Source organism: Pseudomonas sp. F9001 (assembly GCF_013385435.1).
GTDB lineage: Bacteria > Pseudomonadota > Gammaproteobacteria > Pseudomonadales > Pseudomonadaceae > Aquipseudomonas.
Genome location: NZ_JACAPX010000032.1, coordinates 117,821 through 141,264, shown reverse-complemented (window position 1 = coordinate 141,264; position 23,444 = coordinate 117,821). Strand labels below are relative to the sequence as shown.

Genomic DNA, 23,444 nt, shown 5'->3' with positions numbered 1-23,444 from the left:
GCGATCTGTCAGTTAAAGCACCAGTGACTGACACACTGTATTCGCGAGCAAGCCCGCTGCCACATTTGCCCGGCGGTATTACCTGTAAAACATCCGGTAACCCACCTGCCCCACAGCTTCATTCAGCAACTGCCCGCTCTGCCATACCGACTTGAACTCCGGCATCCAGCCCCCCAATGGCCGGGCATTGTCCAAACCAAGAAACCCCACTGGCGCCGGAACAACCGTGAACCCGGCCTTTTCGAAGCTCCAGCGCGAGCGCGGCATATGCCAGGCCTGAGTCACGACCACCACACGCTTGATCCCCTGCGGCAGCAGAATCTCGGCACTCATCTGCGCGTTTTCCCACGTGGTACGGCTGCGCTCTTCCTTCCAGCGCACGCTCACGCCAAAGTCATCCTGCATCGATACCGCCATCAACTCCGCCTCGCTGGGCGGTGTGCCGTAGTGCAAGCCGCCGGTGGTCAGCACCGGCAAGCCCGAAGCCTTGGCCAGGCGGGCTGCATAGCGCTGGCGCTCAAGGCCGATACCCGTCGGCTGATCGGAGCCCCACGCCGGATCCCCGCGCTCACGCCCCGAGCCCAACACCACGATGGCATCAGCCCGCTGCGCCAGGGTCGCCCATTCGTCACGGGCCAGAGGCGGCTCGGTCTCCAGGGCCTTTGCGCCCCATTGAACCGCCACCGGCAGGCTCATCAGCAACATCCCGCCAAATCCCAGGGCAAAGCACACGGCCGCAAGCCGCGGTCGGCTGCGACGAAACCACCAGGCAAGGGCCAGCAACAGCAACAGGATGCCGGGCGGCAACAACAATTGTTTAATGAAATAGCGAATAGGCATCGGGCATCTCCAAAGATGCCCGAAGCCTAAGGTGTAACGGGGTTAAGCGACAATCTTTACAGGAACAGACGCTGAGAAGGCTACAGATCACTAACGCGGTACTTCACTTGAAACGCACGGACCGGAGTTTTTCCGGGCTGCGACCGGCCGAAAAATCCTTGAGCCATACCACCTTGGCCGATCGCGAAAACTCCTGGGCTGGCGGGGAGGCCATGCCATGGGACGCGCGATGCTCATTCAATTCCAGATACACCCTGATCACGTCCAGCTCTGCCTGGCTCAAGCCACGCAGTTCCAACTCCAGAGGCCGTTCATCACACAATCGGCCTGCGGTTTTTGCTGCATCCAGTGCTCGACCCAAACGGTCGATCAGTCCTTCGTACACCTGCGGTTTCGTTAAAGTTCGCTGCGAATCAACCATCCCTCACCTCATTGAAGATAAGACTCACTCCCCACTAAACAGCGTAGTCCTGCTTGCCCTGCCTGCCTGGCGCCGCGACCAACGGCCTCGGCGGCGCAATCAGGGTTTCCCTCGATAGAGTGGGGTCATGTATGCTACGGCGCTTCCTGTAACTCCACTTCCCGCAGGGTTTGGGCACGGACGCGCCGCTTTTTGGTGTCGATCAACCTGAACGTTGCACCGAAGAGGATTAGGCCACCCCTATTCAGTTCAAAAGTAGCCATGCACGAACAATATCAGCCCCGTGAAATAGAAAATGCCGCCCAGTCGTTCTGGGATGAGCAAAAGTCCTTTGAAGTCAGTGAACAGCCAGGCAAGGAGACTTTCTATTGCCTATCGATGTTCCCTTACCCCAGCGGCAAGCTACACATGGGGCATGTGCGCAACTACACCATCGGCGACGTCATCTCCCGCTACCAGCGCATGCTGGGCAAGAACGTCCTGCAACCCATGGGTTGGGACGCCTTCGGCATGCCGGCGGAAAACGCCGCGATGAAGAACAACGTAGCGCCCGCCAAGTGGACCTACGAAAACATCGCCTACATGAAGACCCAGCTGCGCAGCCTGGGCCTGGCGGTGGACTGGTCCCGCGAGGTGACCACCTGCAAGCCTGATTACTACCGCTGGGAACAATGGCTGTTCACTCGCCTGTTCGAAAAAGGCGTGATCTACAAGAAGAGCGGCACCGTGAACTGGGACCCGGTGGACCAGACCGTACTGGCCAACGAACAAGTGATCGACGGCCGCGGCTGGCGTTCCGGCGCGCTGATCGAAAAGCGCGAAATCCCGATGTACTACTTCAAGATCACCGCCTACGCGGATGAACTCTTGTCGAGCCTCGATGATTTGCCGGGCTGGCCCGAGCAGGTCAAGACCATGCAACGCAACTGGATCGGCAAGTCCCGTGGCATGGAAGTGCAGTTCCCCTACAACGTCGACTCCATCGGCGCAGAAGGTGTACTGAAAGTCTTCACCACCCGTCCGGACACCCTGATGGGCGCGACCTACGTCGCCGTGGCCGCCGAACACCCGCTGGCCACCCAGGCCGCACAGAACAACCCTGAGCTGCAGGCGTTCATCGCCGAATGCAAGGGCGGCAGCGTCGCCGAAGCCGACGTCGCCACCCAGGAGAAAAAAGGCCTGCCGACCTCGTTGTTCGTCGAGCACCCATTGACCGGCGAGAAGCTGCCGGTGTGGGTCGCCAACTACGTGCTGATGCACTACGGTGATGGCGCAGTAATGGCTGTGCCGGCCCACGACGAGCGCGATTTCGAATTCGCCGTCAAATACAACCTGCCGATCAAGTCCGTGGTGCGCACCAGTTCGGGCGACACCAACCCGGCTCCGTGGCAGGACGCGTACAACGAACACGGCACACTGATCAATTCCGGCGAGTTCGACGGCCTGGATTTCGAAGGCGCCTTCGACGCCATCGAAGTCGCGCTGATCAAGAAAAACCTCGGTGCCTCGCGCACCCAGTTCCGCCTGCGTGACTGGGGCATCAGCCGCCAGCGCTACTGGGGCTGCCCGATCCCGATCATCCACTGCGAAACCTGCGGTGACGTGCCGGTACCGGAAGACCAACTGCCGGTCGTATTGCCCGAAGACGTGGTGCCGGACGGTGCTGGCTCGCCATTGGCGCGCATGCCCGAATTCTACGAGTGCACCTGCCCGAACTGCGGTGCCCCGGCCAAACGCGAAACCGACACCATGGACACCTTCGTGGAGTCTTCGTGGTACTACGCCCGCTACGCCTCGCCGCACTATGAAGGCGGCCTGGTGGAAAAATCCGCGGCCGACCACTGGCTGCCGGTAGACCAGTACATCGGCGGTATCGAACACGCCATCCTTCACCTGCTGTACGCGCGCTTCTTCCACAAGCTGATGCGTGATGAAGGCCTGGTGAGTTCCGACGAGCCGTTCAAGAACCTGCTGACCCAGGGCATGGTGATTGCCGAGACTTATTACCGCCGCGAAGCCAATGGCGCCTACACCTGGTTCAACCCGGCAGATGTCGAGCTGGAGCGTGACAGCAAGGCCAAGGTGATCAGCGCCAAGCTGAAATCCGACGGCCTGCCGGTGGAAATCGGCGGCACCGAGAAGATGGCCAAGTCGAAGAACAACGGCGTCGACCCACAGTCGATGATCGACCAGTTCGGCGCGGACACCTGCCGCCTGTTCATGATGTTCGCCTCGCCGCCTGACATGAGCGCGGAATGGTCGGACTCCGGCGTCGAAGGTTCGCATCGCTTCCTCAAGCGCGTCTGGCGCCTGGCGCAAGCCCATGTCAGCCAAGGCTTGCCGGGCAAGCTGGACGTGGCGACCCTGAGCGATGAGCAAAAAGTCATTCGCCGCAGCACCCACCTGGCCATCAAGCACGCCAGCCAGGACGTGGGCCAGCACCACAAATTCAACACCGCCATCGCCCAGGTGATGACGCTGATGAACGTGCTGGAGAAAGCGCCGCAGGCTACCGAACAGGACCGCGCACTGGTACAGGAAGGCCTGGAAACGGTCACCCTGCTGCTGGCGCCGATCACGCCACACATCAGCCACGAACTGTGGAACCAGTTGGGCCACAGCGGTGCCGTCATCGATGCCGGCTGGCCGGTACAGGATGACAGCGCCCTGGTACAGGACACGCTGCAACTGGTGATTCAGGTCAACGGCAAGCTGCGTGGCCAGATCGACATGCCGGCCAGCGCCAGCCGTGAAGACGTCGAAGCCGCCGCCCGTATCAATGAGAACGTGCTGCGCTTCACCGAAGGCCTGACGATCCGCAAAGTGATCGTGGTGCCCGGCAAACTGGTCAATATCGTCGCTAGCTAATCGGATCGGGCGCCGAGGGAATAACCCTGGCGCCGAACAAAACCTCCAGGGCCTCGATAAGGCCCACATGGTTTCAAGGGGAGCATCAAAATGATCAAACGCAATCTGCTGGTTATGGGCCTTGCCGTGCTGCTGAGCGCTTGCGGCTTCCAGCTGCGCGGCACCGGCACCACCGAACTGGCGATCAAGGAACTGGACGTCACCGCCCGCAACTCCTACGGCGAGACAGTGCAACAGCTGCGCCAGGTCCTGGAAAACAGTGGCGTCAAAGTCTATTCAGGCGCGGCTTACAAACTGAACCTGGTGGATGAAAAAGAAGAGCAGCGCAGCCTCAGCTACGCCAGCGCCGGGCGTGCTTCGGACATTGAGCTGAGCACCACGCTCTTCTTCGAAATCCAGGGCCATGACCACCTGCCGCTGATGGGCGACAAGATCCAGATACAGAAAGTCGTGAGCCACGACGGCAACAACCTGGTGGGTTCGGACTCCGAAACCATCCAGGTGCGCAAGGAAATGCGTCGTGAACTGGTGCAGCGCATGGTCCTGCGCCTGCAACTGATCACGCCGGAGCAACTGGATAAGCTGCAGCAAACCGCGGATGCCAAGGCCAAGGCAGATGCCGATGCGCTGAAAGCGGCGCAAGAGTATGAAGACAGCCAACCTAAACAGTCGCCTGTCGAAGTTCCTGTCGAGTAAGCCAGACGGGGCGCCCCAGGCGCCCCGTTCACCCTGCCTATGAAACTCGCCCCCGCCCAACTCGCCAAGCACCTGCAAGGCAGCCTTGCGCCCGTCTACATCGTCAGCGGTGATGACCCGCTGCTGTGCCAGGAGGCTGCGGACGCAATTCGCACCGCCGCCCGCCAACAGGGCTTCGATGAACGCCAGGTATTCAGCGCCGACGCCAGTTTCGACTGGGGTACGCTGCTGCAAGCCGGGGCGAGCATGTCGCTGTTCGCCGAAAAACGCCTGCTGGAACTGCGCCTGCCTTCGGGCAAACCCGGCGACAAAGGCGCGGCGGCGTTGATGGAATACTGCGCACGCCCTGCCGAAGACACGCTGCTGCTGATCAGCCTGCCCAAGCTCGATGGCAGTGCGCAGAAAACCAAGTGGGGCAAGGCGCTGGTGGAAGGTGGCCAGACTCAGTTCATACAGATCTGGCCGGTGGACAGCAGCCAACTGCCGCAGTGGATTCGTCAGCGCCTGTCGCAATCCGGGCTGAGTGCCAGCCAGGATGCGGTGGAGCTGATCGCGGCGCGGGTGGAAGGCAACCTGTTGGCCGCCGCCCAGGAAATCGAAAAGCTCAAGCTGATGGCCGAGGGTGGCCAGATCACCGTCGAAACCGTACAAGGCGCCGTGGCGGACAGCGCGCGCTTTGACGTATTTGGCCTGGTGGATGCGATCCTCAACGGCGAACCCGCCCACGCCCTGCGCATGCTCGAAGGGCTGCGGGGCGAAGGCGTCGAGCCGCCGGTGATTCTCTGGGCCCTGGCGCGAGAATTACGGCTGCTGGCCAATATTGCCCTGCAGTACAGCCAGGGCATCCCACTGGACAAGGCCTTCAGCCAGGCGCGACCACCGGTATGGGACAAGCGCAAACCGCTGATCAGCAAAGCCCTGCAACGGCACTCGGCGCAACGCTGGGCGCAATTGCTGCTGGAAGCCCAGCGCATTGACGCGCAGATCAAGGGGCAGGCGGCTGGATCGCCGTGGATGAGCCTGAGTCGTTTGTCACTTTTGATGTCAGGACAGCGCTTGGCGCTGCCTGCTGAATAGTCCTACGTATCGCTGGGCTGGACAGAATCCAAACTTCGGCAGATGATTCGCACCGCATCATCAACCCGCCAGAGAGTACCCATCATGAGCAAAAAGCCATCAAAGCATGGCCCCAACAAGGCCAAATCCATCATCGCCCAGCCGTTGTTCCGCAGTCGCCAGGAACGAGCCGGCAAAGGCAAAGGCAGCTACCGCCGCGAAGCCTTCCAGTCTAATAGCTGGGAGGCTTCTTACTTTCTGGCTGCCTGAAGGCAAGCGCCCCTCCGGCATGATAAGGTCTGTACCTGATTCGTATTCCCTGGACCTGTGCATGCCCTCTAGTCTTTCCCGTCGTTGGCACCTTCGCCAACTGATCGCTGCCTCCAGCCTCATTCTGTTAGTCGCCTGCGCGGAAAAACCCACCGCTGCCGATGCCCAACCCCTGCCCCCACTCCAGACTGCACCGGTAGCTGCGCCTGCCGTCGTTGCGCCACTGGTGGCAGACAATCTTGATATCCAGCCGACCCAGACCTTTGCCGAATGGCAGGCGGGGTTTCGCGTGGAAGCCTTGAAGGCCGGTATTACGCCGCAGGTTTTCGACACAGCCTTTGCCAATGTCGTACCCGACATGGCGGTGATCCGCGCCGACCGCAGCCAGCCGGAGTTCTCCCGCCCGGTATGGGAATACCTCGATGGTGCGCTGTCGCCGCTGCGGGTGCGCAATGGCCAGTCGCTGCTGGTGAAGTATGCCGACATTCTGCAACGCATTGAGGACCGTTACGGCGTCGACCGCCAGGCGCTGGTCTCGGTGTGGGGCATGGAGAGTAACTTCGGCCAGTTCCAGGGCAACAACTCGGTGATCCGCTCACTGGCGACCCTGGCCTATGAAGGCCGTCGCCCGGCCTTCGCCCAGGCGCAGCTGCTGGCGGCGCTGCAAATCATCCAGCATGGCGATATCGCCGCCGACCAGATGAAAGGCTCCTGGGCCGGGGCCATGGGCCAGACCCAGTTCATCCCGACCACCTATAACACCCACGCCGTAGACTTCGACGGTGACGGCCGCCGCGATATCTGGAACAGCCCGGCCGACGCCCTCGCCTCCACCGCGCACTACCTGCAAAGCTCCGGCTGGCAGAAAGGCCAGCCCTGGGGCTTCGAGGTGCAGCAACTGCCGTTGAATTTTGATTACGCCCTGGCCGATGGCAGCGTACGCAAGACCGTTGGCGAGTGGCTGAAACTGGGAATCCAGGTGCCGCCGGGCGCCAGTGTCCCGGCCAACGTCGACCAGCTTTCCGCCGCCCTGTTGCTGCCGGCCGGCTATCGTGGCCCGGCGTTCCTGGTGCTGGATAACTTCCGCGCGATCCTCAAGTACAACAACTCGTCGTCCTACGCGTTGGCAGTTGGCTTGTTGTCGGAACGCTTCAGGGGCGGTGGCTTGATTCGTGGGAGCTGGCCGAAAGATGAACTGCCGTTGACTCGCTCGCAGCGAATTGACTTGCAGACGGTGCTCAGTGCCAATGGTTACGACGCAGGCAACCCGGACGGTATCATCGGTGCGAATACCCGCAAGGCGATTCGTGCCGCGCAGCAGTCCCTGGGCTGGCCGGCGGATGGGTATCCGACGGTGAAGTTGCTGGAGTCGCTGCAAAGCCGATAGATCGGCGTATGGCTGCTACCGCATTCGCGAGCAAGCCCGCTCCCACATTTTGACCGTGCACTTCCTGAAGGAACGCGATCGAAATGTGGGAGCGGGCTTGCTCGCGAAGAGGCCTTTATCGGCGCTACAAAGTTCAGGCCTTAAACACCACATCCTGCTCCAACACCAACCGCTTCTCCCCCGCATCCAGCCGCACCCTGGCGCCCAACGGCAAGGTCAGGTTCGGGTTGCAGTGCCCGCTGCGCCAGCCGGACAGCACAGGAATGCACAACGGCCCGAAGGTCTGCTTCAGCAAGCGCTCAAGCGCAAGGCTATCAACCCCAGCCACATCCCCCACCACCACGCCCGCCACCTGGGCCAGCTTGCCCGCCAGGCGCAAATGGGTGAGCAACCGGTCAATGCGGTACAACGGCTCGTTCACATCTTCGATAAACAGAATGATGCCCTCGGCATCAATCTCGTAATCCGTGCCCATCACTGCTGCGATCATCGATAGATTGCCGCCCAGCAGCCGCCCACAGGCGATGCCTGGCTCGACGGTGGTCAGCGGGTAGGCCACAGGGTGAGCCAGCTGGCTGCCGGCCTTCACTTGCCCACGCAGCATGCTGAACAGCGACGACTCGGTAGGCTGTTGCTTTTCACCTAACAGGTCAGCGTTGAACATCGGACCATGGAAGGTGACGAAACCGGCGTACCGGTTGATCGCCAGGTGCAGGGCGGTGATATCGCTGTAGCCTACGAATGGCTTGGGGTTGGCCCGGAGCAGGTCAAAGTCCAGGCGGTCCAGCAGGCGTGGCGTGCCGTAGCCGCCGCGCAGGCAGAAAATCGCGTCGATGGTCGAATCGGCGAACGCCGCGTGCAGGTCATCAAGGCGTACCTCATCACTGCCGGCCAGATAGCCATCACGCTGGCTCACGCCCGGAAAGATCCGCAGTGTGTAGCCCCGGGCGCGCATCCATTGCGTGGCCGTGTCGATATCCAGCTCGGCCGGCCCGGCAGGGGCAATCAGTCCGATCACGCCTTCGGCGCGCAGCGCAGGTACCGCACAAGTGGTCAATTGAGTCGTCATCCATGGTTCTCCTCGTGTGGATTGCCCAAGGCACTCTAAACAGCAATGGTTGCAAACAGAAGAGGAAGAGTCAGTAGCAAATGTGGGAGCGGGCCTGGGTGGGAGCGGGCTTGCTCGCGAAGGCGGTCAGTCAGTCACCGGACAGGTCAACTGATCCAACGCATTCGCGAACAAGCCCGCTCCCACTCAAGCCGGCTCCCACATGGGTCCTGCAGTGTCCGGCGTTCCGCGTATCAGGACACCAGGCTGGCCTTGACCAGTTTCGCCTGCTCGTCGGCGTGGTACGAGGAACGTACCAGCGGGCCGGAAGCGACGTTCTTGAAGCCCATCTTGTAGCCTTCTTCGGCAAACCAGGCGAACACATCCGGGTGCACGAAGCGCTGTACCGGCAAGTGGCTGCGGGACGGCTGCAGGTACTGGCCGAGGGTCAGCATGTCGATGTCGTGTTCGCGCATGCGCTTCATGACTTCGATGACTTCTTCGTCGGTTTCGCCCAGGCCCAGCATCAGGCCGGATTTGGTCGGAATGTGCGGCATCATCTGCTTGAATTTCTGCAGCAGGGTCAGCGACCACTGGTAGTCCGAACCCGGACGCGCAGCCTTGTACAGGCGCGGCACGGTTTCCAGGTTGTGGTTGAACACATCCGGCGGCTCGGCGGCGGTGATTTCCAGCGCCACGTCCATACGGCCACGGTAGTCCGGCACCAGGGTCTCGAGCATCACGTTCGGCGACAGCTTGCGGATCTCGCGGATGCAGTCGGCAAAGTGCTGGGCGCCGCCGTCACGCAGGTCGTCGCGGTCTACCGAGGTAATCACGACATACTTGAGTTTCAGGTCGGCGATGGCGATGGCCAGGCTTTCCGGCTCGTTGACGTCCAGTGGCTTCGGCCGGCCGTGGCCAACGTCGCAGAACGGGCAACGACGGGTGCAGATGTCACCCATGATCATGAAGGTCGCGGTGCCACCGGAGAAGCACTCGCCCAGGTTCGGGCAGGACGCTTCTTCGCACACGCTGTGCAGCTTGTGTTTGCGCAGCAGGGCCTTGATGCGGTCGACTTCCGGCGAAACCGGGATACGCACGCGAATCCAGTCAGGCTTTTTCGGCAGTTCGGTGGTCGGAATGATCTTCACCGGGATGCGTGCAACCTTCTCGGCGCCGCGCAGCTTGACGCCGGCTTCTACCTTGGCACGCGGGGCCGGACGCTCGGTAACATCCAGCGTCGGGATCATGGTTTGCACTGCATCAGTAGTCATAATCAGTCGATTCCGCCCGTTAGGGTCGTCTGCTCAGCATAGTCGAGGTGTTTGACGAGCTGCGCGCGCAGCCGGGCACTTACCTCGGCAAATTCTAGTGGTGTTGCGTGATCGCTCAACTGGGTCATCGCCAAACCGGCGTAGCCGCAGGGATTGATCCGTCGAAACGGCGCCAGGTCCATGTCCACATTCAAGGCCAGGCCATGAAAGGAACAACCGTGGCGAATCCGCAAGCCCAGGGAGGCGATTTTCGCGCCATCAACATAAACCCCCGGAGCATCCGGCTTGGCCGCCGCGGTCACACCGTAGCTGGCCAGCAGCTCGATCAGGCATGACTCCATGCGACTGACCAGCTCACGTACGCCAAAACCCAGCCTGCGCACGTCCAGCAACAGATAAGCCACCAATTGACCTGGGCCATGGTAAGTCACCTGCCCGCCGCGGTCGACCTGCACCACCGGGATTTCTCCCGGCAGCAGCAAATGCTCGGCCTTGCCGGCCTGGCCCTGGGTGAAAACCGGCGGGTGCTCCACCAGCCAGATTTCATCCGGGGCTTCGGTGTCGCGCTCGTTGGTGAACCGCTGCATGGCGTGCCACACCGGTTCGTAAGCCATTTGGCCGAGCTCGCGAAAGCCCAGGGTCTGTGACATCACAACACCATGTGCACGAAGCCGGTAGCCCGCAGTTCGCTGTTGATGTTGTAGAGCTGGTCCTGGTCAGTCGCCACGATGTGCAACTGAATAGTGGTGTACTTGCCGTTGGTGCTTTGACGCTCATCCACACGGTCATGGTTGATCGTTGCGTGTTTCTTGACGATCTCGATGATCTTGTCCTTGTTGCCCACGCCCGTATCGCTGATCACCTTGACGGGATAGTCCACGTTTGGGAATTCGATCTTTGGCGCCTTTACTTCGGTATCGGTCATGGCGTAACGGCCTCGTAAGCGTAAGCCGTGGCGACGGGCATAACCCCGCGCCGGATCAGCGCGGGGTCATGCAGGTGCACACTATCAGTTGAACAAGCTGTAGAAGAATAGACGGATGCTATCCCACACGCGTCGGAAGATACCACCTTCGTCGACGGCGTCCAGAGCGATCAGATCGGCGCTGTGCACCACCTTGTCGTCCAGCTTCACTTCGACTTTACCAATCACATCGCCCTTGGCGATCGGTGCGACCAGTTGCGGGTTCATGGTCATGCTGGCCACCAGCTTCTTGAGCTGGCCTTTAGGCATGGTCAGGGTCAGGTCTTCAGCCAGGCCGGCCTTGACTTGATGGGTCGCGCCTTTCCACACAGGGGCTTGAGCCAGCTCGGTGCCTTTCTGGTAGAAGGTCTGGGTTTCGAAGAAACGGAAGCCATAGGTCAGCAGCTTTTGCGTCTCGGCCGCACGGGCCTGCTCGCTGTTGGTACCGAATACCACGGCAATCAGGCGCTGGCCGTCACGGACAGCGGACGACACCATGCAGTAGCCGGCTTCTTCGGTGTGGCCGGTTTTCAGGCCATCGACGGTCTTGTCACGCCACAGCAACAGGTTGCGGTTAGGCTGCTTGATGTTGTTCCAGAAGAACTCTTTCTGGGAGTAGATCGCGTAGTGCACCGGGTCGACACGAATGATCGCGCGAGCCAGGATCGCCATGTCGTGAGCCGACGAGTAGTGCTCAGGGTTCGGCAGGCCGGTCGGGTTCATGAAGTGGCTGTTGGTCATGCCCAGGTCGGCCACGGTTTTGTTCATCATGTCGGCGAACGCATCTTCGCTGCCGGCGATGTGCTCGGACAGGGCTACGCTGGCGTCGTTACCCGACTGGATGATGATGCCGTGCAGCAGGTCGCTGACGGTCACTTGCGAGCCGACCTTGATGAACATCCGCGAACCGCCGGTGCGCCAGGCGTTTTCGCTGACGGTCACCGGATCGTTTTCGCCGATCTGGCCGCGACGGATTTCCAGGGTCGCGATGTAGGCGGTCATCAGCTTGGTCAGGCTGGCTGGGGGCAGGCGCTGGTCACCGTTGTTCTCCACCAGCACGTTGCCGCTGGCGGCGTCCATCAGGACCCAGGCCTTGGCAGCCAGTTGCGGGGAAGCTGGCACCATTTCAACCGCCCAGGCGGCCGGGGTGATGATCAGCGAAAGAAGCAGGCACGTGCGTTTGGCTAAGGTGGTGATGTTCATCCGTCTCTCGAAATTGCTTATGGAAACTTGCCCTCGCGGGCAAAACTATTCAGACAGCCCGTCGCCAGACTGTCGCGTGTTCGGTTGCATGCCCACCCCTTGCCCCTGGGTTTTTATTGTTCAACGAGCCAACAACCAGGGCTCAAACCCGCATGCGAGCCTGAGCCATCAATCCTTTGTACTGCTTACTCGGCGGTGACCACGCTGGGTTGCCCCAGGTTGGCCAGGCGCACGCTGTTCTGCACTTGCGCAACTTCACTCGGCGAGCCGATCGGCCCCATGCGCACACGGTGCAGGGTCTGCTGGTTACGCACAATAGAGCTGATAAAGACTGGCGCGCTGACCATCCCGCTGAGCTTGGACCTTAGCAGCTCTGCCGCGTCCGGGTTGGCGAAAGCGCCGACTTGCAGGTACTGGCCGCCCACGGTAGAGGCTCCCGGTGCTGCATGCGGAATGACCACCGTGTCCGGGGCGTGCTGCGCCGGCGGCGGGGTCCACTGTTCGATCTTGCCGGCCGAGGCCGTGACTTGCGGTTGCGGGGTTTGCGGTTCGTTGAGCATCAACGGCGCCGGCTTGCCGCGCTGGGCCCAGTACTGGGCCGGGTCGATACCTTCGACCTTCACCCGGGCGGTGCCGATTTCGGCATACCCGAGTTTCTTGGCGGCGGCGTAGGACAAGTCGATGATCCGGTCCGAATAGAACGGCCCACGGTCATTGACCCGCAGGATTACCGAGCGGTTGTTGTCCAGGTTGGTCACGCGTACATAGCTGGGCAGCGGCAGGGTCTTGTGCGCCGCGCTCATGCCGTACAGGTCATAGACTTCGCCGTTGGCGGTGTTCTGGCCGTGGAACTTGGTCCCGTACCAGGACGCCGTACCCGATTGCACGTAGGTCTTGGAGTCTTGCAGCGGGAAGTAGTTTTTGCCCAGCACGGTATAGGGATTGGCCTTGTAAGGGCCGGTGTGCAGGGTCGGCGTGGCATCCGGGATCTTCGAAACATCCACATCCCACCACGGCGCGCCGTCTTTGTGGGCGCGGTTGATATCCAGCCCCGGCTGGGAGCGGATCGCCGTGCCAGCGGTTTTTTGCACCGGTGCACGACTGGTGGAGCAACTGACCACCAATAACGACAATGCGGCGTACGCCAACAGCTTCAGGGGTTTGTACATCGGTGATACCGGCATTACTTGACGCCCCGTGCTTGGACCAGCATGTCTGACAGTTGATGCACGGCCATGGCGTACATCACGCTGCGGTTATAACGCGTGATTGCGTAGAAATTCTTCAGGCCCATCCAGTATTCGGGGCCATTTTCGCCTTCGAGGCGGAACGCCGTCACCGGCATATCATCGCGTGGCGCATTCTGACTCGACCAGCCCAGCGCCCGCAACTCCCCGACCGTCTTGACCGGCTCGATACCCTGGGTCAGGCCTTCATCGGCGCGCTCACCGGTCACATCGGCGCGAATCACCACCGGCTCGCCGGCTACCCAGCCGTGACGCTTGAAATAGCTGGCGACGCTGCCGATGGCGTCATCGGGGTTGCTCCAGATATTGATATGGCCGTCGCCGTCAAAATCCACGGCGTAGGCGCGAAAGCTGCTCGGCATGAACTGCGGCAAGCCCATGGCCCCGGCGTAGGAGCCCTTGAGGGTCAACGGGTCGACCTGTTCTTCACGGGCCAACAACAGGAACTCGCGCAGCTCTTTGCGGAAGAATTCGGCGCGTGGCGGGTAGTCAAAGCCCAGGGTCGACAAGGCGTCGATCACCCGGTAGCTGCCGGTGTTGCGGCCGTAGAAGGTTTCGATGCCGATGATTGCCACGATCACCTGGGCCGGTACGCCGTATTCCTGCTCGGCGCGGGCCAGCACCGCTTCGTGCTGGCGCCAGAAGTCCACGCCCCGCGCCACGCGGGCGTCGGTCAGGAACATCGGGCGATATTCCTTCCACTGCTTCACGCGCTCGGCGGGCCGGGAGATGGCGTCGAGGATCGCCTGCTTGCGCTGGGCCTCGCGGAACACGCCCATCAGCTGTTCACCGGCGAAACCATAGTCACGGGTCATCTCACCGACAAACTCGGCGACCTGGGGCGAACCGTCGTAGTCGCCGGCCTGCGCTTCCTGCACAGCGGCTCCCAGCAGGCCCAACAGGCCCATCCAGGACACGTGCCGGGCAGCCCAGCCGCGCATTACTTGCATTGACATCTTCACCTTATTCAAACCTGTGCGATCCACTTACGATGGGTATGGATCGACATCAAAACCCCAAACGCTGACAGCAATGTCACCAGCGAAGTTCCGCCGTAGCTAATGAACGGCAACGGCACCCCAACCACCGGCAACAGGCCACTGACCATACCGATGTTGACGAAAACGTAAACAAAAAACGTCATGGTGAGGCTGCCGGCGAGCAATTTGCCAAACAGGGTTTGCGCCTGGGCAGTAATCACCAGGCCGCGCCCGATCAGCAGCAAGTAAATCAGCAACAGTGCGCAGATGCCCACCAGGCCGAACTCCTCGCCCATCACCGCGATAATGAAGTCGGTGTGGCTTTCCGGCAAAAAGTCCAGGTGCGACTGGGTGCCCAGCAGCCAGCCCTTGCCGAATACGCCGCCGGAACCGATGGCCGCCTTGGACTGGATGATGTTCCAGCCGGTGCCCAGCGGATCGCTCTCCGGGTCGAGGAACGTGAGGATTCGCTGCTTCTGGTAGTCGTGCATGAAGAAGAACCACATGGCCACGGCCACCGGCACGGCCGCGGCCAGCACGCTGAGGATCCAGCGCCAGCGCAGCCCCCCCATGAACAGCACGAACGCGCCGCCCGCCAGGATCAGCAGCGAGGTGCCGAGGTCGGGCTGGCGCACGATCAGGATAAACGGCACGCCGATCAATATCAGGCTGATGCCCACGTGCTTGAGCTGGGGCGGCAGTGTGCGTTTTGACAGGTACCAGGCGATGGTCGCCGGCATCAAAATCTTCATGAATTCCGACGGCTGGAAGCGAATCACCCCCGGGATGTTGATCCAGCGTGTCGCGCCCATGGCGTTGTGGCCCATGACATCCACCACCACCAGCAGCAACACCCCGGCGACATACCCCAGCGGCACCCAGCGCGCCATGAAACGCGGCTCCAGCTGGGCGATCACCACCATCGACAACAGACCCAGGCCAAACGACGACGCCTGTTTGATCAGCAAGTCCCAGTTCTTGCCACTGGCCGAATACAACACGAACAGGCTGCCGGCGGCCAGGGTCAGCAGCAGGATCAGCAACGGGCCATCAATGTGCATGCGCTGCAGCAAAGTGGCGCGGCGGCGCATCACATCCTCGCTGGAGAGGATGCGGTCAAAATTACTCTTCAAGGGCCGTAGCCTCCACACTGGATGGGGTGCCGCCATATTCGGGCTTGAGCTTGCCGTCTTCGGTCAACAGCCAGGCATCCATGACTTGACGCACCACAGGCGCGGCCACGCCGGAACCGGATTCACCGTTCTCGACCATCACCGCCACGACGATCTTCGGGTTGTCGGCCGGGGCAAAACCGACGAACAAGGCGTGGTCACGGTGGCGCTCCTGAACCTTGGAGCGGTCGTACTTCTCGCCCTGCTTGATCGCGACTACCTGGGCCGTACCGCTCTTGCCGGCAATCCGGTATTGCGCGCCGGCTGCCGCTTTACGAGCGGTACCCCGGGCGCCGTGCATCACTTGCTGCATGCCGTGGTTGACCTTGGTCCAGTCGGACGGGTCGCGCAGCACAATGTCGGGAATCGGGTTTTCGTCCACCGGGCGTTCACCCTCGATGGTCTTGGCCAGGTGCGGACGGTTCCACACCCCCTTGTTGGCCACCAGCGCGGTGGCCTGGGCCAGCTGCAGCGGCGTGGCCTGCATGTAGCCCTGGCCGATCCCCAGGATCAGGGTTTCGCCCGGGAACCAAGCCTGGCGCCGCGTCGCACGCTTCCACTCGCGGGACGGCATCAGTCCCGGGGATTCTTCGAACATGTCCAGGGAGACTTTCTGACCAAGGCCGAACTTGCCCATGTAGGCCGACAGCCGATCAATCCCCAGCTTGTGGGCCAGGTCATAGAAGTAGGTGTCGTTGGAACGCATGATCGCCGTATCCAGGTCCACATAGCCGTCTCCGGTGCGGTTCCAGTTACGGTATTTGTGATCGTAGTTGGGCAGCATGTAGTAGCCGGGGTCGAACACCCGGCTCGATGCCGTGACCACGCCCGAGTCCAGGCCGGCAATCGCTACCGCCGGCTTGATGGTCGAGCCCGGCGGATACAGGCCGCGCAATACGCGGTTGAACAGCGGCCGGTCGATGGAATCACGCAGCTCGGCGTAGGCCTTGAAGCTGATCCCGGTGACAAACAGGTTCGGGTCAAAACTTGGCTGGCTGACCATCGCCAGCACTTCGCCAGTGCTCGGATCCAGTGCCACCACGGCACCCCGACGCCCGCCCAGGGCCATCTCCGCCGCTTCCTGCAACTTGATGTCCAGGCTCAGCACGATGTCCTTGCCGGGCACCGGGTCGGTACGCTTGAGCACCCGCAGCACGCGGCCACGGGCGTTGGTCTCGACTTCCTCGTAACCCACCTGGCCGTGCAGTTCCGGCTCGTAGAAACGCTCGATGCCGGTCTTGCCGATATGGTGGGTGCCGCTGTAGTTGACCGGGTCGAGGGTCTTGAGCTCTTTCTCGTTGATCCGGCCCATGTAGCCGACCGAATGCGCAAAGTGCGCCCCTTGCGGGTAGTGCCGCACCAACTGCGCCACCACTTCCACACCCGGCAGCCGGAACTGGTTCACCGCGATCCGGGCGATCTGCTCTTCGGTCAGCTCGAACAGGATCGGCACCGGCTCAAACGGCCGGCGCCCCTGTTTCATGCGCTTTTCGAAAATCACCCGGTCTTCCGGCGTCAGTTGCAGCACCTCGACGATCACATCGAGGATCTGCTGCCAGTCACCGGAGCGTTCGCGGGTCATGCTCAGGCTGAAGCTGGGCCGGTTATCCGCTACCACCACGCCATTGCGGTCGAAAATCAGCCCACGGGTCGGCGGAATCGGCTGCACGTGCACCCGGTTGTTTTCCGACAATGTGGAGTGATAGTCGTACTGGATCACCTGCAGGAAATACAGGCGCGCAATCAGCACCCCCAGCAATGCCACCACCAAAATCGCGCCAAACACCACCCGCGCGCGTACAAGACGTGCGTCTTTCTCGTGGTCCTTGATGCGGATCGGCTGGGTCATCAGGCAGGGCGCAGATTATTTGTGGTAAGGGTGCCCGGACAGAACTGTCCAGGCGCGATACAGCTGTTCACCGATCAGAATTCTTACCAGCGGGTGCGGCAGTGTCAGGGGCGACAGCGACCAGCGCTGGTCCGCCCGCGCGCACACTTCCGGCGCCAGCCCCTCGGGGCCGCCGACCATGAAGTTGACCGTGCGCGAATCCAGGCGCCAGCGATCCAGTTCCACCGCCAACTGCTCGGTGCTCCAGGGCTTGCCGTGCACTTCGAGGGTCACGATCCGCTCGTTGGGCCCGACCTTGGCCAGCATGGCTTCGCCTTCCTGACGGATAAAGCGGGCCACGTCGGCATTCTTGCCCCGGGTATTGAGCGGTATTTCCACCAGTTCCAGCGCCAATTCGGATGGCAGGCGCTTGGCATATTCATGCCAGCCTTCTTCCACCCACTTGGGCATGCGTGAACCGACAGCGATCAGACGCAGGCGCACAGCCGTTCCTTATTCCTGGTCTTTGTTGAGCTTGTCGAAGTGCGCGTGGCCGACTTCAGGGCTGTGGTGCTTGCCATCGGCGGCACGGCTCTGCTCGGCGCCTTTCCATAGACGCTCCAGGTCGTAGAACTGACGGGCGTTGCTGGTCATCATGTGAACGATCACGTCGTCCATGTCCAGCAGTACCCAGTCGCTGTCGCCCTTGCCTTCTTCACCCAATGGCTTGACGCCCTGGGCTTTGACCGCTTCGCGAACCTTGTCCAGCATCGCGCCGATCTGGCGGTTGGAGGTACCGGTGGCGATGATCATGAAGTCGGTGATGCTCTGCTTGTCGCGCACGTCCAGGACCTGGATGTCCTGGGCCTTCACGTCTTCCAGGGCAGCCACGGCAACCTTCACCAGCTCTTCGCCGGCCAGCTCAGGGCCGGTGTGGGCTTCTACTGGCAGAGGAGCGCTCTTGAACGTGCCTTTGCGCTTAACTTTGCTTACGTCTTTGTTCGTCATATAAAACTCGTTTTGCTCGTATGTTCGGGCGCTCGCTGCACGACTGTTCGTGCGTTCAAGCGCGCCTTTTCAGTTCGACGCACGGTAAAGCCCGTGCGCATCGATGTAGGCCAGGACCGCGTCAGGCACCAGGAAACGTACCGACTTCCCGCTGGCCAGCAGTTGACGGATCTGGGTGGCAGACACCGCAAGCGGGGTTTGCCAGACGAATGCAATATTCCCGCTCGGCCCGGTCAGGGCCAAAGGGTCACTTACCGACCGCGCCGCCAGCAGGTTGCGCAAGGCATCCGGCGATTCTGCGTCGGCATCCGGGCGTTGCAGCACCAGGATGTGGCAATGCTGGAGCAACTCTTCCCAGCGATGCCAAGTGGGCAGGCCGCAAAACGCGTCCCAGCCCAAAAGTAGAAATAACTGGTCATCCGCGGCCAACTCGGCCCGCATCAGTTCCAGGGTGTCGACAGTGTAGGACGGTTTGTCGCGCTTGAGTTCGCGGTCGTCCACCACCAGCGGTGCAATGCCGGCCACAGCAAGGCGGACCATCTCCAGGCGCTGCTGCGCAGACACCTGCGGCGTATCGCGATGCGGCGGCCGGGCATTCGGTGCCAGGCGCAGTTCATCCAGCCCGAGGGCGTCCGCGACTTCCAGTGCACTGCGCAAATGGCCGATGTGCACGGGGTCGAAGGTGCCGCCGAGCAGCCCGATGCGTTTACCCATCAAGTGCGCACATGACCGTCACCGAACACCACGTACTTCTCGCTGGTCAGCCCTTCCAGGCCAACCGGGCCGCGTGCGTGGAGCTTGTCGGTGGAGATACCGATCTCCGCCCCCAGGCCATACTCGAAACCGTCGGCAAAACGCGTCGAGGCGTTGACCATCACCGAAGCGGAATCCACTTCGTTGAGGAAACGCCGGGCATAACTGAAATGCTCGGTGACAATGGCGTCGGTGTGCTTGGAGCCGTATTGATTGATGTGCTCGATGGCCTGGTCCAGGTCGTCGACGATGCGGATCGACAGGATCGGCGCCGTGTATTCGGTGTACCAGTCCTGCTCGGTGGCCTCGATCACGTCGCTGCCGAGGATCGCCCGGGTACGCTCGCAACCACGCAGTTCAACGCCCTTGTCGCGGTAGATGGCAGCCAGCGGCGGCAGCACGCGATCGGCAATGCCGACGTGCACCAGCAGGGTTTCCATGGTGTTGCACGGGGCGTAGCGGTGAGTCTTGGCGTTGTCGGCAATGCGGATCGCCTTGTCGAGGTCGGCGGCGATGTCGATGAACACGTGGCAGACGCCGTCCAGGTGCTTGATAACTGGCACCTTGGCATCACGGCTCACGCGTTCGATCAGGCTCTTGCCACCCCGTGGCACGATCACGTCGACGAACTCAGGCATGGTGATAAGCGCACCAACGGCAGCGCGGTCAGTGGTCTCGACCACTTGCACCACTTCGGCCGGCAGTTCGGCCACGGCCAGGCCCTGCTGAATGCACGCAGCGATGGCACGGTTGGAATTGATGGCCTCGGAACCGCCCCGCAGGATGGTGGCATTGCCCGACTTGAGGCACAGGCTTGCGGCGTCGATGGTCACGTTCGGGCGCGACTCATAGATGATGCCGATCACGCCCAGGGGCACGCGCATCTTGCCGACTTGAATGCCGGAGGGCAGGTAGCGCATGTCGCGGATTTCACCGATGGGGTCAGGCAGCTTGGCCACCTGACGCAAGCCTTCGATCATGTCGTCGATCCGCGCCGGCGTCAGCGCCAGGCGATCCAGCAATGCAGGCTCCAGGCCATTGGCGCGACCGTTGGCCAAATCCTGTTCATTGGCGGCGCTCAGCTCGGAGCGCGAAGCATCCAGAGCGTCGGCGGCTGCCAGCAAGGCGCGGTTCTTCTGCGCAGTGCTCGCACGGGCGATCAACCGCGAGGCCTGACGGGCAGCGCGACCCAGGCGGGTCATGTAGTCAAGAACGGACTCAGTCATGGTCTGGTGGGGTCTTGGCAAAGAGGAAAGCGGCAGATTATAGCTGTGACGCCGTCCTACGGACAGCGGTGAGGGGCGGATGGTCGAAATGAACTGTAAAAACCCGACGTTCAGCGGGAATTAAGGCTGGAGTTGTTATCATCCTGTCACATTTAGCCGTATTACTTTTGATCGCCATGTCCAGTTTCTCGCCGCTGATCCCCGCCAACGCCCTGCCCGACGGCTTTTTCGACCGTGACGCGCAACTGCTCGCGCGCGAATTGCTCGGAAAAGTCATTCGCCATCGTGTTGGTGATTTGTGGCTGTCGGCACGAATTATCGAAACCGAAGCGTATTACCTCGCCGAAAAAGGCAGCCACGCGTCCTTGGGCTACACAGAAAAGCGTAAGGCTTTGTTTCTGGATGGCGGGCACATCTATATGTACTACGCCCGCGGCGGTGATTCGCTGAACTTCAGCGCCCACGGTCCGGGCAATGCGGTGCTGATCAAATCAGCCTATCCGTGGGTCGACGAAGTCTCCGGCCCGGCCAGCCTGGCGCAGATGCTGCTGAATAACCCGGACGCCAGCGGCAGGCCACGACCCTCGCAAAAGCTGTGCGCCGGCCAGACCTTGCTGTGCAAGGCGCTGGGTTTGAAGGTGCCGATGTGGGACGCCAAGCGCTTTGACCAGGAACTGCTCTACGTGGAAGACGTAGGGCTGGCGCCAGCGCAGATCATCCAGACCACCCGCCTGGGCATTCCCGGTGGGCGCGATGAACACCTGATGTACCGCTTCGTCGATGCCGGTTATGCGCCGTATTGCACACGGAACCCGCTGCGCCGGGGCCAGGTCGAAGGCCGCGACTATTTTTTGATTTGAAAACATACATAAACCTGTAGGAGCCCGGCTTGCCCGGCGATAGCGGACTCAAGGACGCCATCGCCGGCAAGCCGGGCTCCCACAAGGACGATCTACAAAAGGGAGTTGATTGTATGGGCCCATGGCTCGATAGCATTACCGGCTGGCTGACCCTGAACCCGCAATGGCTGGCCGTGGCGGTGTTTATCGTGGCGTGCGTGGAGTGTCTGGCCATTGCCGGCCTGATCGTACCTGGCACGGTATTGCTGTTTGCCATCGCCGCCCTGGCCGGCAGCGGCGCACTGTCACTGGGAGAAACCCTGTTGCTGGGCTTCCTCGGCGGCGTGCTGGGCGATGTTGTTTCCTACTTCCTCGGTCGCCATTTCCACCAGAACATCCGGCGCCTTCCCGGCCTGCGGCATCACCCGGAATGGATGAGCGGCGCCGAGGCTTACTTCCAGAAGTACGGCATCGCCAGCCTGCTGGTAGGCCGCTTCATTGGCCCGCTGCGGCCGATGTTGCCGATGGTTGCGGGCATGTGCGACATGCCCTTCCCACGTTTTGCCGCCGTGAGCCTGCTGGCCGGTGCAGGCTGGTCGGTGGCGTATCTGTTGCCGGGCTGGGCCACCGGCGCGGCCTTCCGCCTGCCATTGCCCGAAGGCTTCTGGCCAGAGGCCGGGATTGTCGCCGCCTGTCTCGCAGTGTTGATCGGCGTAAGCCTCAACAGCAGCCTGCGCGGCCATCGGCGCGCCACCCTATGGATTGGCTGCATTGGCGGCACACTGTTGATCGCGTTGTTTATCGGCTATCCCTACCTCAACGACTTTGACCAGGGCTTGATGGCACTGGTGCAGGAACACCGCGGCCCGGCGATCGACCGGGCGATGGTGATGGTGACCCAGCTCGGCGAGTTCAAGAAGATGTTCGTCGCCAGCGCGGTGCTGACCGGCCTGCTGGTGGTGGCGCGGCAATGGCGCCAGGCAATCTTTGTCGGCGCCACCCTGCTGGGCGCGGCGCTGATCAATACCGGGACCAAGCTGTTTTTTGCGCGGATGCGCCCCGAAGTGCTGACCGACCCACTCACCAGCTTCAGCATGCCCAGCGGCCATGCGTCCGGCTCGTTTGCATTCTTCCTGGCCTTGGCAGTGCTTGCCGGTCGCGGTCAACCGACACGACTGCGCCTGACCTGGCTGGTGCTTGGCTGCATTCCCGCCGCCACCATCGCGATTTCCCGGGTGTACCTGGGTGCACACTGGCCGACGGACATCCTGGCCGGCACCCTGCTGGCAATGACGGTGTGCGCCTTCAGCCTGACGTTAAGCCAGCACCGCAGCCTGTTGCCACCGATGCCGCCGAGAGTCTGGTGGCTGATCCTGCCGGTGTGTGGCGCGGTGCTCGGGTTCATTGCGTTTACCGGCACTTCCCACGCGCTGCTGAGGTATGCCTACTAGGCAGGCCCCAGCCAATCCAGGGGTGCAGCGCGGCGTTCGACGCTGCGCTCGCGCCGCTCCAGAAGCATTTCGTCAGCCATCTCCGCGGCGCGTTCGGCGATGTACTCCGCGCTGCGACCGTCGTTCATATGAAGAATTTGCGTGGTGACGGCCATAAAAAACGCATCCCACACGACTTGCTCCGATTGCGAAAGCCGAATCATCCTTTCCCCCTGATCATCGTTACGTGACTGCCAACTATTTCAGGCAACGGGATCAGGACAACCACGGAAAATCTGAAGACCGGGAAGGACAAGTCCGAGTGACACTCGCGGGTCAGGTGAACAGCTCGCCCTGCAACTCATCCAGCAGCAACTGGATCGCGTCCAGGCGCTGTTGCGGATCATCGAGTTGCAACAGGTCGATCTTGTCGGCCTCGGTAAAGGGCAGCAGATAGGCCAACTGATTGCCCAGGGCTTGCTGGCCATCGGCGTGGGTGCCCATATCCAGGGACGCCACCATCGGATGCTCGGCCAGGGCATGAAGCAAGGCCAGCAAGTCAGCGTCTTCCTCTTCCAGCGGTTGCTCGGGATGCTCGTGCAGCCATTGCACCTCGGCCACCAGCAACTGGTCCTTCTGCACACCGGCATCACGCACGCGGAAACGCCGGCCACCCTCGACCCGAATCCCCAGCAGGCCATTGTCCTGCTGCTTGAAGTCGCGGATCAGCGCCTCGCAGCCAATCAACGCATAGCCATCCGGCGCCAGCCCCACTTCCTTGCCGTCGAGGATGCACACCACGCCAAAGCTTTCGCCCTTTTTCATGCAGCGGCTGATCATGTCCAGGTAACGCGCCTCGAACAGCTGCAGGTCGAGGGTGCACCCGGGAAACAGCACGGTATTGAGCGGGAAAAGCGCCAGACTCATAAAGGTT

At 61.8% G+C, this 23,444-nt stretch carries 24 protein-coding genes; 7 read left to right on the top strand and 17 right to left on the bottom strand.

The window, feature by feature from the left end; genetic code table 11:
- Positions 1-78: 78 nt before the first annotated feature.
- Both HX818_RS25335 and HX818_RS25330 read right to left on the bottom strand, forming a co-directional pair.
- Positions 79-840 (bottom strand): YdcF family protein, encoded by a 762-nt coding sequence (locus HX818_RS25335; RefSeq protein WP_102369961.1) that lies wholly within the window; start codon positions 838-840, stop codon positions 79-81.
- A gap of 103 nt (positions 841-943) precedes the next feature.
- A complete protein-coding gene (locus HX818_RS25330) occupies positions 944-1,261 on the bottom strand; it encodes a hypothetical protein (protein WP_008436575.1) in 318 nt (105 codons plus the stop codon).
- Positions 1,262-1,522: 261 nt separating this feature from the next.
- On the opposite strand from HX818_RS25330, the gene leuS reads away from it, so the two are divergent.
- The 5 genes from leuS to HX818_RS25305 all read left to right on the top strand — a co-directional run bounded on the left by leuS (position 1,523) and on the right by HX818_RS25305 (position 7,538).
- Entirely contained in the window at positions 1,523-4,129 is a 2,607-nt protein-coding gene (gene leuS / locus HX818_RS25325) for a leucine--tRNA ligase (protein ID WP_177020937.1), read from the top strand.
- 90 nt (positions 4,130-4,219) lie between these two features.
- Positions 4,220-4,825 (top strand): LPS assembly lipoprotein LptE, encoded by a 606-nt coding sequence (lptE, locus tag HX818_RS25320; protein ID WP_008436571.1) that lies wholly within the window; start codon positions 4,220-4,222, stop codon positions 4,823-4,825.
- Between the two features lie 39 nt (positions 4,826-4,864).
- Positions 4,865-5,902, top strand: coding sequence for a DNA polymerase III subunit delta (holA, locus tag HX818_RS25315; protein WP_008436560.1), 1,038 nt, complete (start codon positions 4,865-4,867; stop codon positions 5,900-5,902).
- 84 nt (positions 5,903-5,986) lie between these two features.
- Positions 5,987-6,151 carry an alternative ribosome rescue factor ArfA gene (arfA, locus tag HX818_RS25310; RefSeq protein WP_003176285.1) on the top strand — a complete coding sequence of 55 codons (165 nt, stop codon included), beginning with the start codon at positions 5,987-5,989 and terminating at the stop codon, positions 6,149-6,151.
- A 61-nt stretch (positions 6,152-6,212) separates the two neighbouring features.
- The gene (locus tag HX818_RS25305) at positions 6,213-7,538 is read left to right on the top strand and encodes a lytic murein transglycosylase (RefSeq protein WP_177020936.1); all 1,326 of its coding nucleotides are present in this window, start codon (positions 6,213-6,215) and stop codon (positions 7,536-7,538) included.
- 133 nt (positions 7,539-7,671) lie between these two features.
- On the opposite strand, the gene HX818_RS25300 is transcribed toward HX818_RS25305, so the two are convergent.
- The 13 genes from HX818_RS25300 to HX818_RS25240 form a co-directional block, all read right to left on the bottom strand.
- Positions 7,672-8,607, bottom strand: coding sequence for an LD-carboxypeptidase (locus HX818_RS25300; RefSeq protein ID WP_003215442.1), 936 nt, complete (start codon positions 8,605-8,607; stop codon positions 7,672-7,674).
- Positions 8,608-8,840: 233 nt separating this feature from the next.
- The gene (lipA, locus tag HX818_RS25295; RefSeq protein WP_003215441.1) at positions 8,841-9,860 is read right to left on the bottom strand and encodes a lipoyl synthase; all 1,020 of its coding nucleotides are present in this window, start codon (positions 9,858-9,860) and stop codon (positions 8,841-8,843) included.
- Between the two features lie 2 nt (positions 9,861-9,862).
- Entirely contained in the window at positions 9,863-10,510 is a 648-nt protein-coding gene (gene lipB, locus HX818_RS25290) for a lipoyl(octanoyl) transferase LipB (protein ID WP_177020935.1), read from the bottom strand.
- Positions 10,510-10,785 carry a DUF493 domain-containing protein gene (locus tag HX818_RS25285; RefSeq protein WP_003215438.1) on the bottom strand — a complete coding sequence of 92 codons (276 nt, stop codon included), beginning with the start codon at positions 10,783-10,785 and terminating at the stop codon, positions 10,510-10,512. Before HX818_RS25285 ends, lipB begins: the two co-directional genes overlap by 1 nt.
- Positions 10,786-10,869: 84 nt before the next feature.
- Positions 10,870-12,027: a D-alanyl-D-alanine carboxypeptidase family protein gene (locus HX818_RS25280; RefSeq protein WP_003215437.1), complete on the bottom strand. Its 1,158-nt coding sequence runs from the start codon at positions 12,025-12,027 to the stop codon at positions 10,870-10,872.
- 185 nt (positions 12,028-12,212) lie between these two features.
- A complete protein-coding gene (locus HX818_RS25275) occupies positions 12,213-13,211 on the bottom strand; it encodes a septal ring lytic transglycosylase RlpA family protein (protein WP_003215436.1) in 999 nt (332 codons plus the stop codon).
- Positions 13,211-14,224 carry a lytic murein transglycosylase B gene (mltB, locus tag HX818_RS25270; protein ID WP_003215435.1) on the bottom strand — a complete coding sequence of 338 codons (1,014 nt, stop codon included), beginning with the start codon at positions 14,222-14,224 and terminating at the stop codon, positions 13,211-13,213. Before mltB ends, HX818_RS25275 begins: the two co-directional genes overlap by 1 nt.
- A gap of 17 nt (positions 14,225-14,241) precedes the next feature.
- Positions 14,242-15,345: a rod shape-determining protein RodA gene (rodA, locus tag HX818_RS25265; protein ID WP_050442794.1), complete on the bottom strand. Its 1,104-nt coding sequence runs from the start codon at positions 15,343-15,345 to the stop codon at positions 14,242-14,244.
- A 31-nt stretch (positions 15,346-15,376) separates the two neighbouring features.
- On the bottom strand, positions 15,377-17,275 hold the full coding sequence (gene mrdA / locus HX818_RS25260) for a penicillin-binding protein 2 (RefSeq protein WP_177020934.1): 1,899 nt from the start codon (positions 17,273-17,275) through the stop codon (positions 15,377-15,379).
- A gap of 15 nt (positions 17,276-17,290) precedes the next feature.
- A complete protein-coding gene (rlmH, locus tag HX818_RS25255) occupies positions 17,291-17,758 on the bottom strand; it encodes a 23S rRNA (pseudouridine(1915)-N(3))-methyltransferase RlmH (RefSeq protein WP_003185785.1) in 468 nt (155 codons plus the stop codon).
- Between the two features lie 9 nt (positions 17,759-17,767).
- Entirely contained in the window at positions 17,768-18,262 is a 495-nt protein-coding gene (gene rsfS, locus HX818_RS25250) for a ribosome silencing factor (protein WP_003215432.1), read from the bottom strand.
- 69 nt (positions 18,263-18,331) lie between these two features.
- Positions 18,332-18,976, bottom strand: a complete 645-nt coding sequence (nadD, locus tag HX818_RS25245; protein WP_003215431.1) for a nicotinate-nucleotide adenylyltransferase — start codon at positions 18,974-18,976, stop codon at positions 18,332-18,334.
- A complete protein-coding gene (locus HX818_RS25240) occupies positions 18,976-20,241 on the bottom strand; it encodes a glutamate-5-semialdehyde dehydrogenase (RefSeq protein ID WP_177020933.1) in 1,266 nt (421 codons plus the stop codon). The genes nadD and HX818_RS25240 overlap by 1 nt, the downstream gene beginning before the upstream one ends.
- A 176-nt stretch (positions 20,242-20,417) precedes the next feature.
- Between HX818_RS25240 and HX818_RS25235 the strand changes: the two genes are divergently transcribed.
- Positions 20,418-21,101, top strand: coding sequence for a DNA-3-methyladenine glycosylase (locus tag HX818_RS25235; protein WP_102369965.1), 684 nt, complete (start codon positions 20,418-20,420; stop codon positions 21,099-21,101).
- A 113-nt stretch (positions 21,102-21,214) separates the two neighbouring features.
- Positions 21,215-22,531: a bifunctional DedA family/phosphatase PAP2 family protein gene (locus tag HX818_RS25230; RefSeq protein WP_003215428.1), complete on the top strand. Its 1,317-nt coding sequence runs from the start codon at positions 21,215-21,217 to the stop codon at positions 22,529-22,531.
- On the opposite strand, the gene HX818_RS25225 is transcribed toward HX818_RS25230, so the two are convergent.
- Together HX818_RS25225 and HX818_RS25220 are read right to left on the bottom strand one after the other, a co-directional pair.
- The gene (locus HX818_RS25225) at positions 22,528-22,734 is read right to left on the bottom strand and encodes a hypothetical protein (protein ID WP_102369967.1); all 207 of its coding nucleotides are present in this window, start codon (positions 22,732-22,734) and stop codon (positions 22,528-22,530) included. The genes HX818_RS25230 and HX818_RS25225 overlap by 4 nt on opposite strands.
- A 112-nt stretch (positions 22,735-22,846) precedes the next feature.
- Positions 22,847-23,437, bottom strand: a complete 591-nt coding sequence (locus tag HX818_RS25220) for an LON peptidase substrate-binding domain-containing protein (RefSeq protein ID WP_003215426.1) — start codon at positions 23,435-23,437, stop codon at positions 22,847-22,849.
- Positions 23,438-23,444 lie beyond the last annotated feature (7 nt).

Excerpts from the sequence above, each read along its gene's own strand:
- holA (WP_008436560.1), top strand. The coding sequence starts at position 4,865 with ATGAAACTCGCCCCCGCCCAACTCGCCAAGCACCTGCAAGGCAGCCTT.
- HX818_RS25235 (WP_102369965.1), top strand. The coding sequence starts at position 20,418 with ATGTCCAGTTTCTCGCCGCTGATCCCCGCCAACGCCCTGCCCGACGGC.
- HX818_RS25240 (WP_177020933.1), bottom strand. The coding sequence starts at position 20,241 with ATGACTGAGTCCGTTCTTGACTACATGACCCGCCTGGGTCGCGCTGCC.
- rsfS (WP_003215432.1), bottom strand. The coding sequence starts at position 18,262 with ATGACGAACAAAGACGTAAGCAAAGTTAAGCGCAAAGGCACGTTCAAG.
- lipB (WP_177020935.1), bottom strand. The coding sequence starts at position 10,510 with ATGTCACAGACCCTGGGCTTTCGCGAGCTCGGCCAAATGGCTTACGAA.
- mrdA (WP_177020934.1), bottom strand. The coding sequence starts at position 17,275 with ATGACCCAGCCGATCCGCATCAAGGACCACGAGAAAGACGCACGTCTT.
- mltB (WP_003215435.1), bottom strand. The coding sequence starts at position 14,224 with ATGCAAGTAATGCGCGGCTGGGCTGCCCGGCACGTGTCCTGGATGGGC.
- rodA (WP_050442794.1), bottom strand. The coding sequence starts at position 15,345 with ATGCGCCGCCGCGCCACTTTGCTGCAGCGCATGCACATTGATGGCCCG.
- HX818_RS25225 (WP_102369967.1), bottom strand. The coding sequence starts at position 22,734 with ATGATTCGGCTTTCGCAATCGGAGCAAGTCGTGTGGGATGCGTTTTTT.
- HX818_RS25285 (WP_003215438.1), bottom strand. The coding sequence starts at position 10,785 with ATGACCGATACCGAAGTAAAGGCGCCAAAGATCGAATTCCCAAACGTG.
- arfA (WP_003176285.1), top strand. The coding sequence starts at position 5,987 with ATGAGCAAAAAGCCATCAAAGCATGGCCCCAACAAGGCCAAATCCATC.
- HX818_RS25275 (WP_003215436.1), bottom strand. The coding sequence starts at position 13,211 with ATGCCGGTATCACCGATGTACAAACCCCTGAAGCTGTTGGCGTACGCC.
- HX818_RS25335 (WP_102369961.1), bottom strand. The coding sequence starts at position 840 with ATGCCTATTCGCTATTTCATTAAACAATTGTTGTTGCCGCCCGGCATC.
- HX818_RS25230 (WP_003215428.1), top strand. The coding sequence starts at position 21,215 with ATGGGCCCATGGCTCGATAGCATTACCGGCTGGCTGACCCTGAACCCG.
- HX818_RS25220 (WP_003215426.1), bottom strand. The coding sequence starts at position 23,437 with ATGAGTCTGGCGCTTTTCCCGCTCAATACCGTGCTGTTTCCCGGGTGC.
- lipA (WP_003215441.1), bottom strand. The coding sequence starts at position 9,860 with ATGACTACTGATGCAGTGCAAACCATGATCCCGACGCTGGATGTTACC.
- HX818_RS25305 (WP_177020936.1), top strand. The coding sequence starts at position 6,213 with ATGCCCTCTAGTCTTTCCCGTCGTTGGCACCTTCGCCAACTGATCGCT.
- nadD (WP_003215431.1), bottom strand. The coding sequence starts at position 18,976 with ATGGGTAAACGCATCGGGCTGCTCGGCGGCACCTTCGACCCCGTGCAC.
- lptE (WP_008436571.1), top strand. The coding sequence starts at position 4,220 with ATGATCAAACGCAATCTGCTGGTTATGGGCCTTGCCGTGCTGCTGAGC.
- leuS (WP_177020937.1), top strand. The coding sequence starts at position 1,523 with ATGCACGAACAATATCAGCCCCGTGAAATAGAAAATGCCGCCCAGTCG.
- HX818_RS25300 (WP_003215442.1), bottom strand. The coding sequence starts at position 8,607 with ATGACGACTCAATTGACCACTTGTGCGGTACCTGCGCTGCGCGCCGAA.
- HX818_RS25330 (WP_008436575.1), bottom strand. The coding sequence starts at position 1,261 with ATGGTTGATTCGCAGCGAACTTTAACGAAACCGCAGGTGTACGAAGGA.
- HX818_RS25280 (WP_003215437.1), bottom strand. The coding sequence starts at position 12,027 with ATGAACATCACCACCTTAGCCAAACGCACGTGCCTGCTTCTTTCGCTG.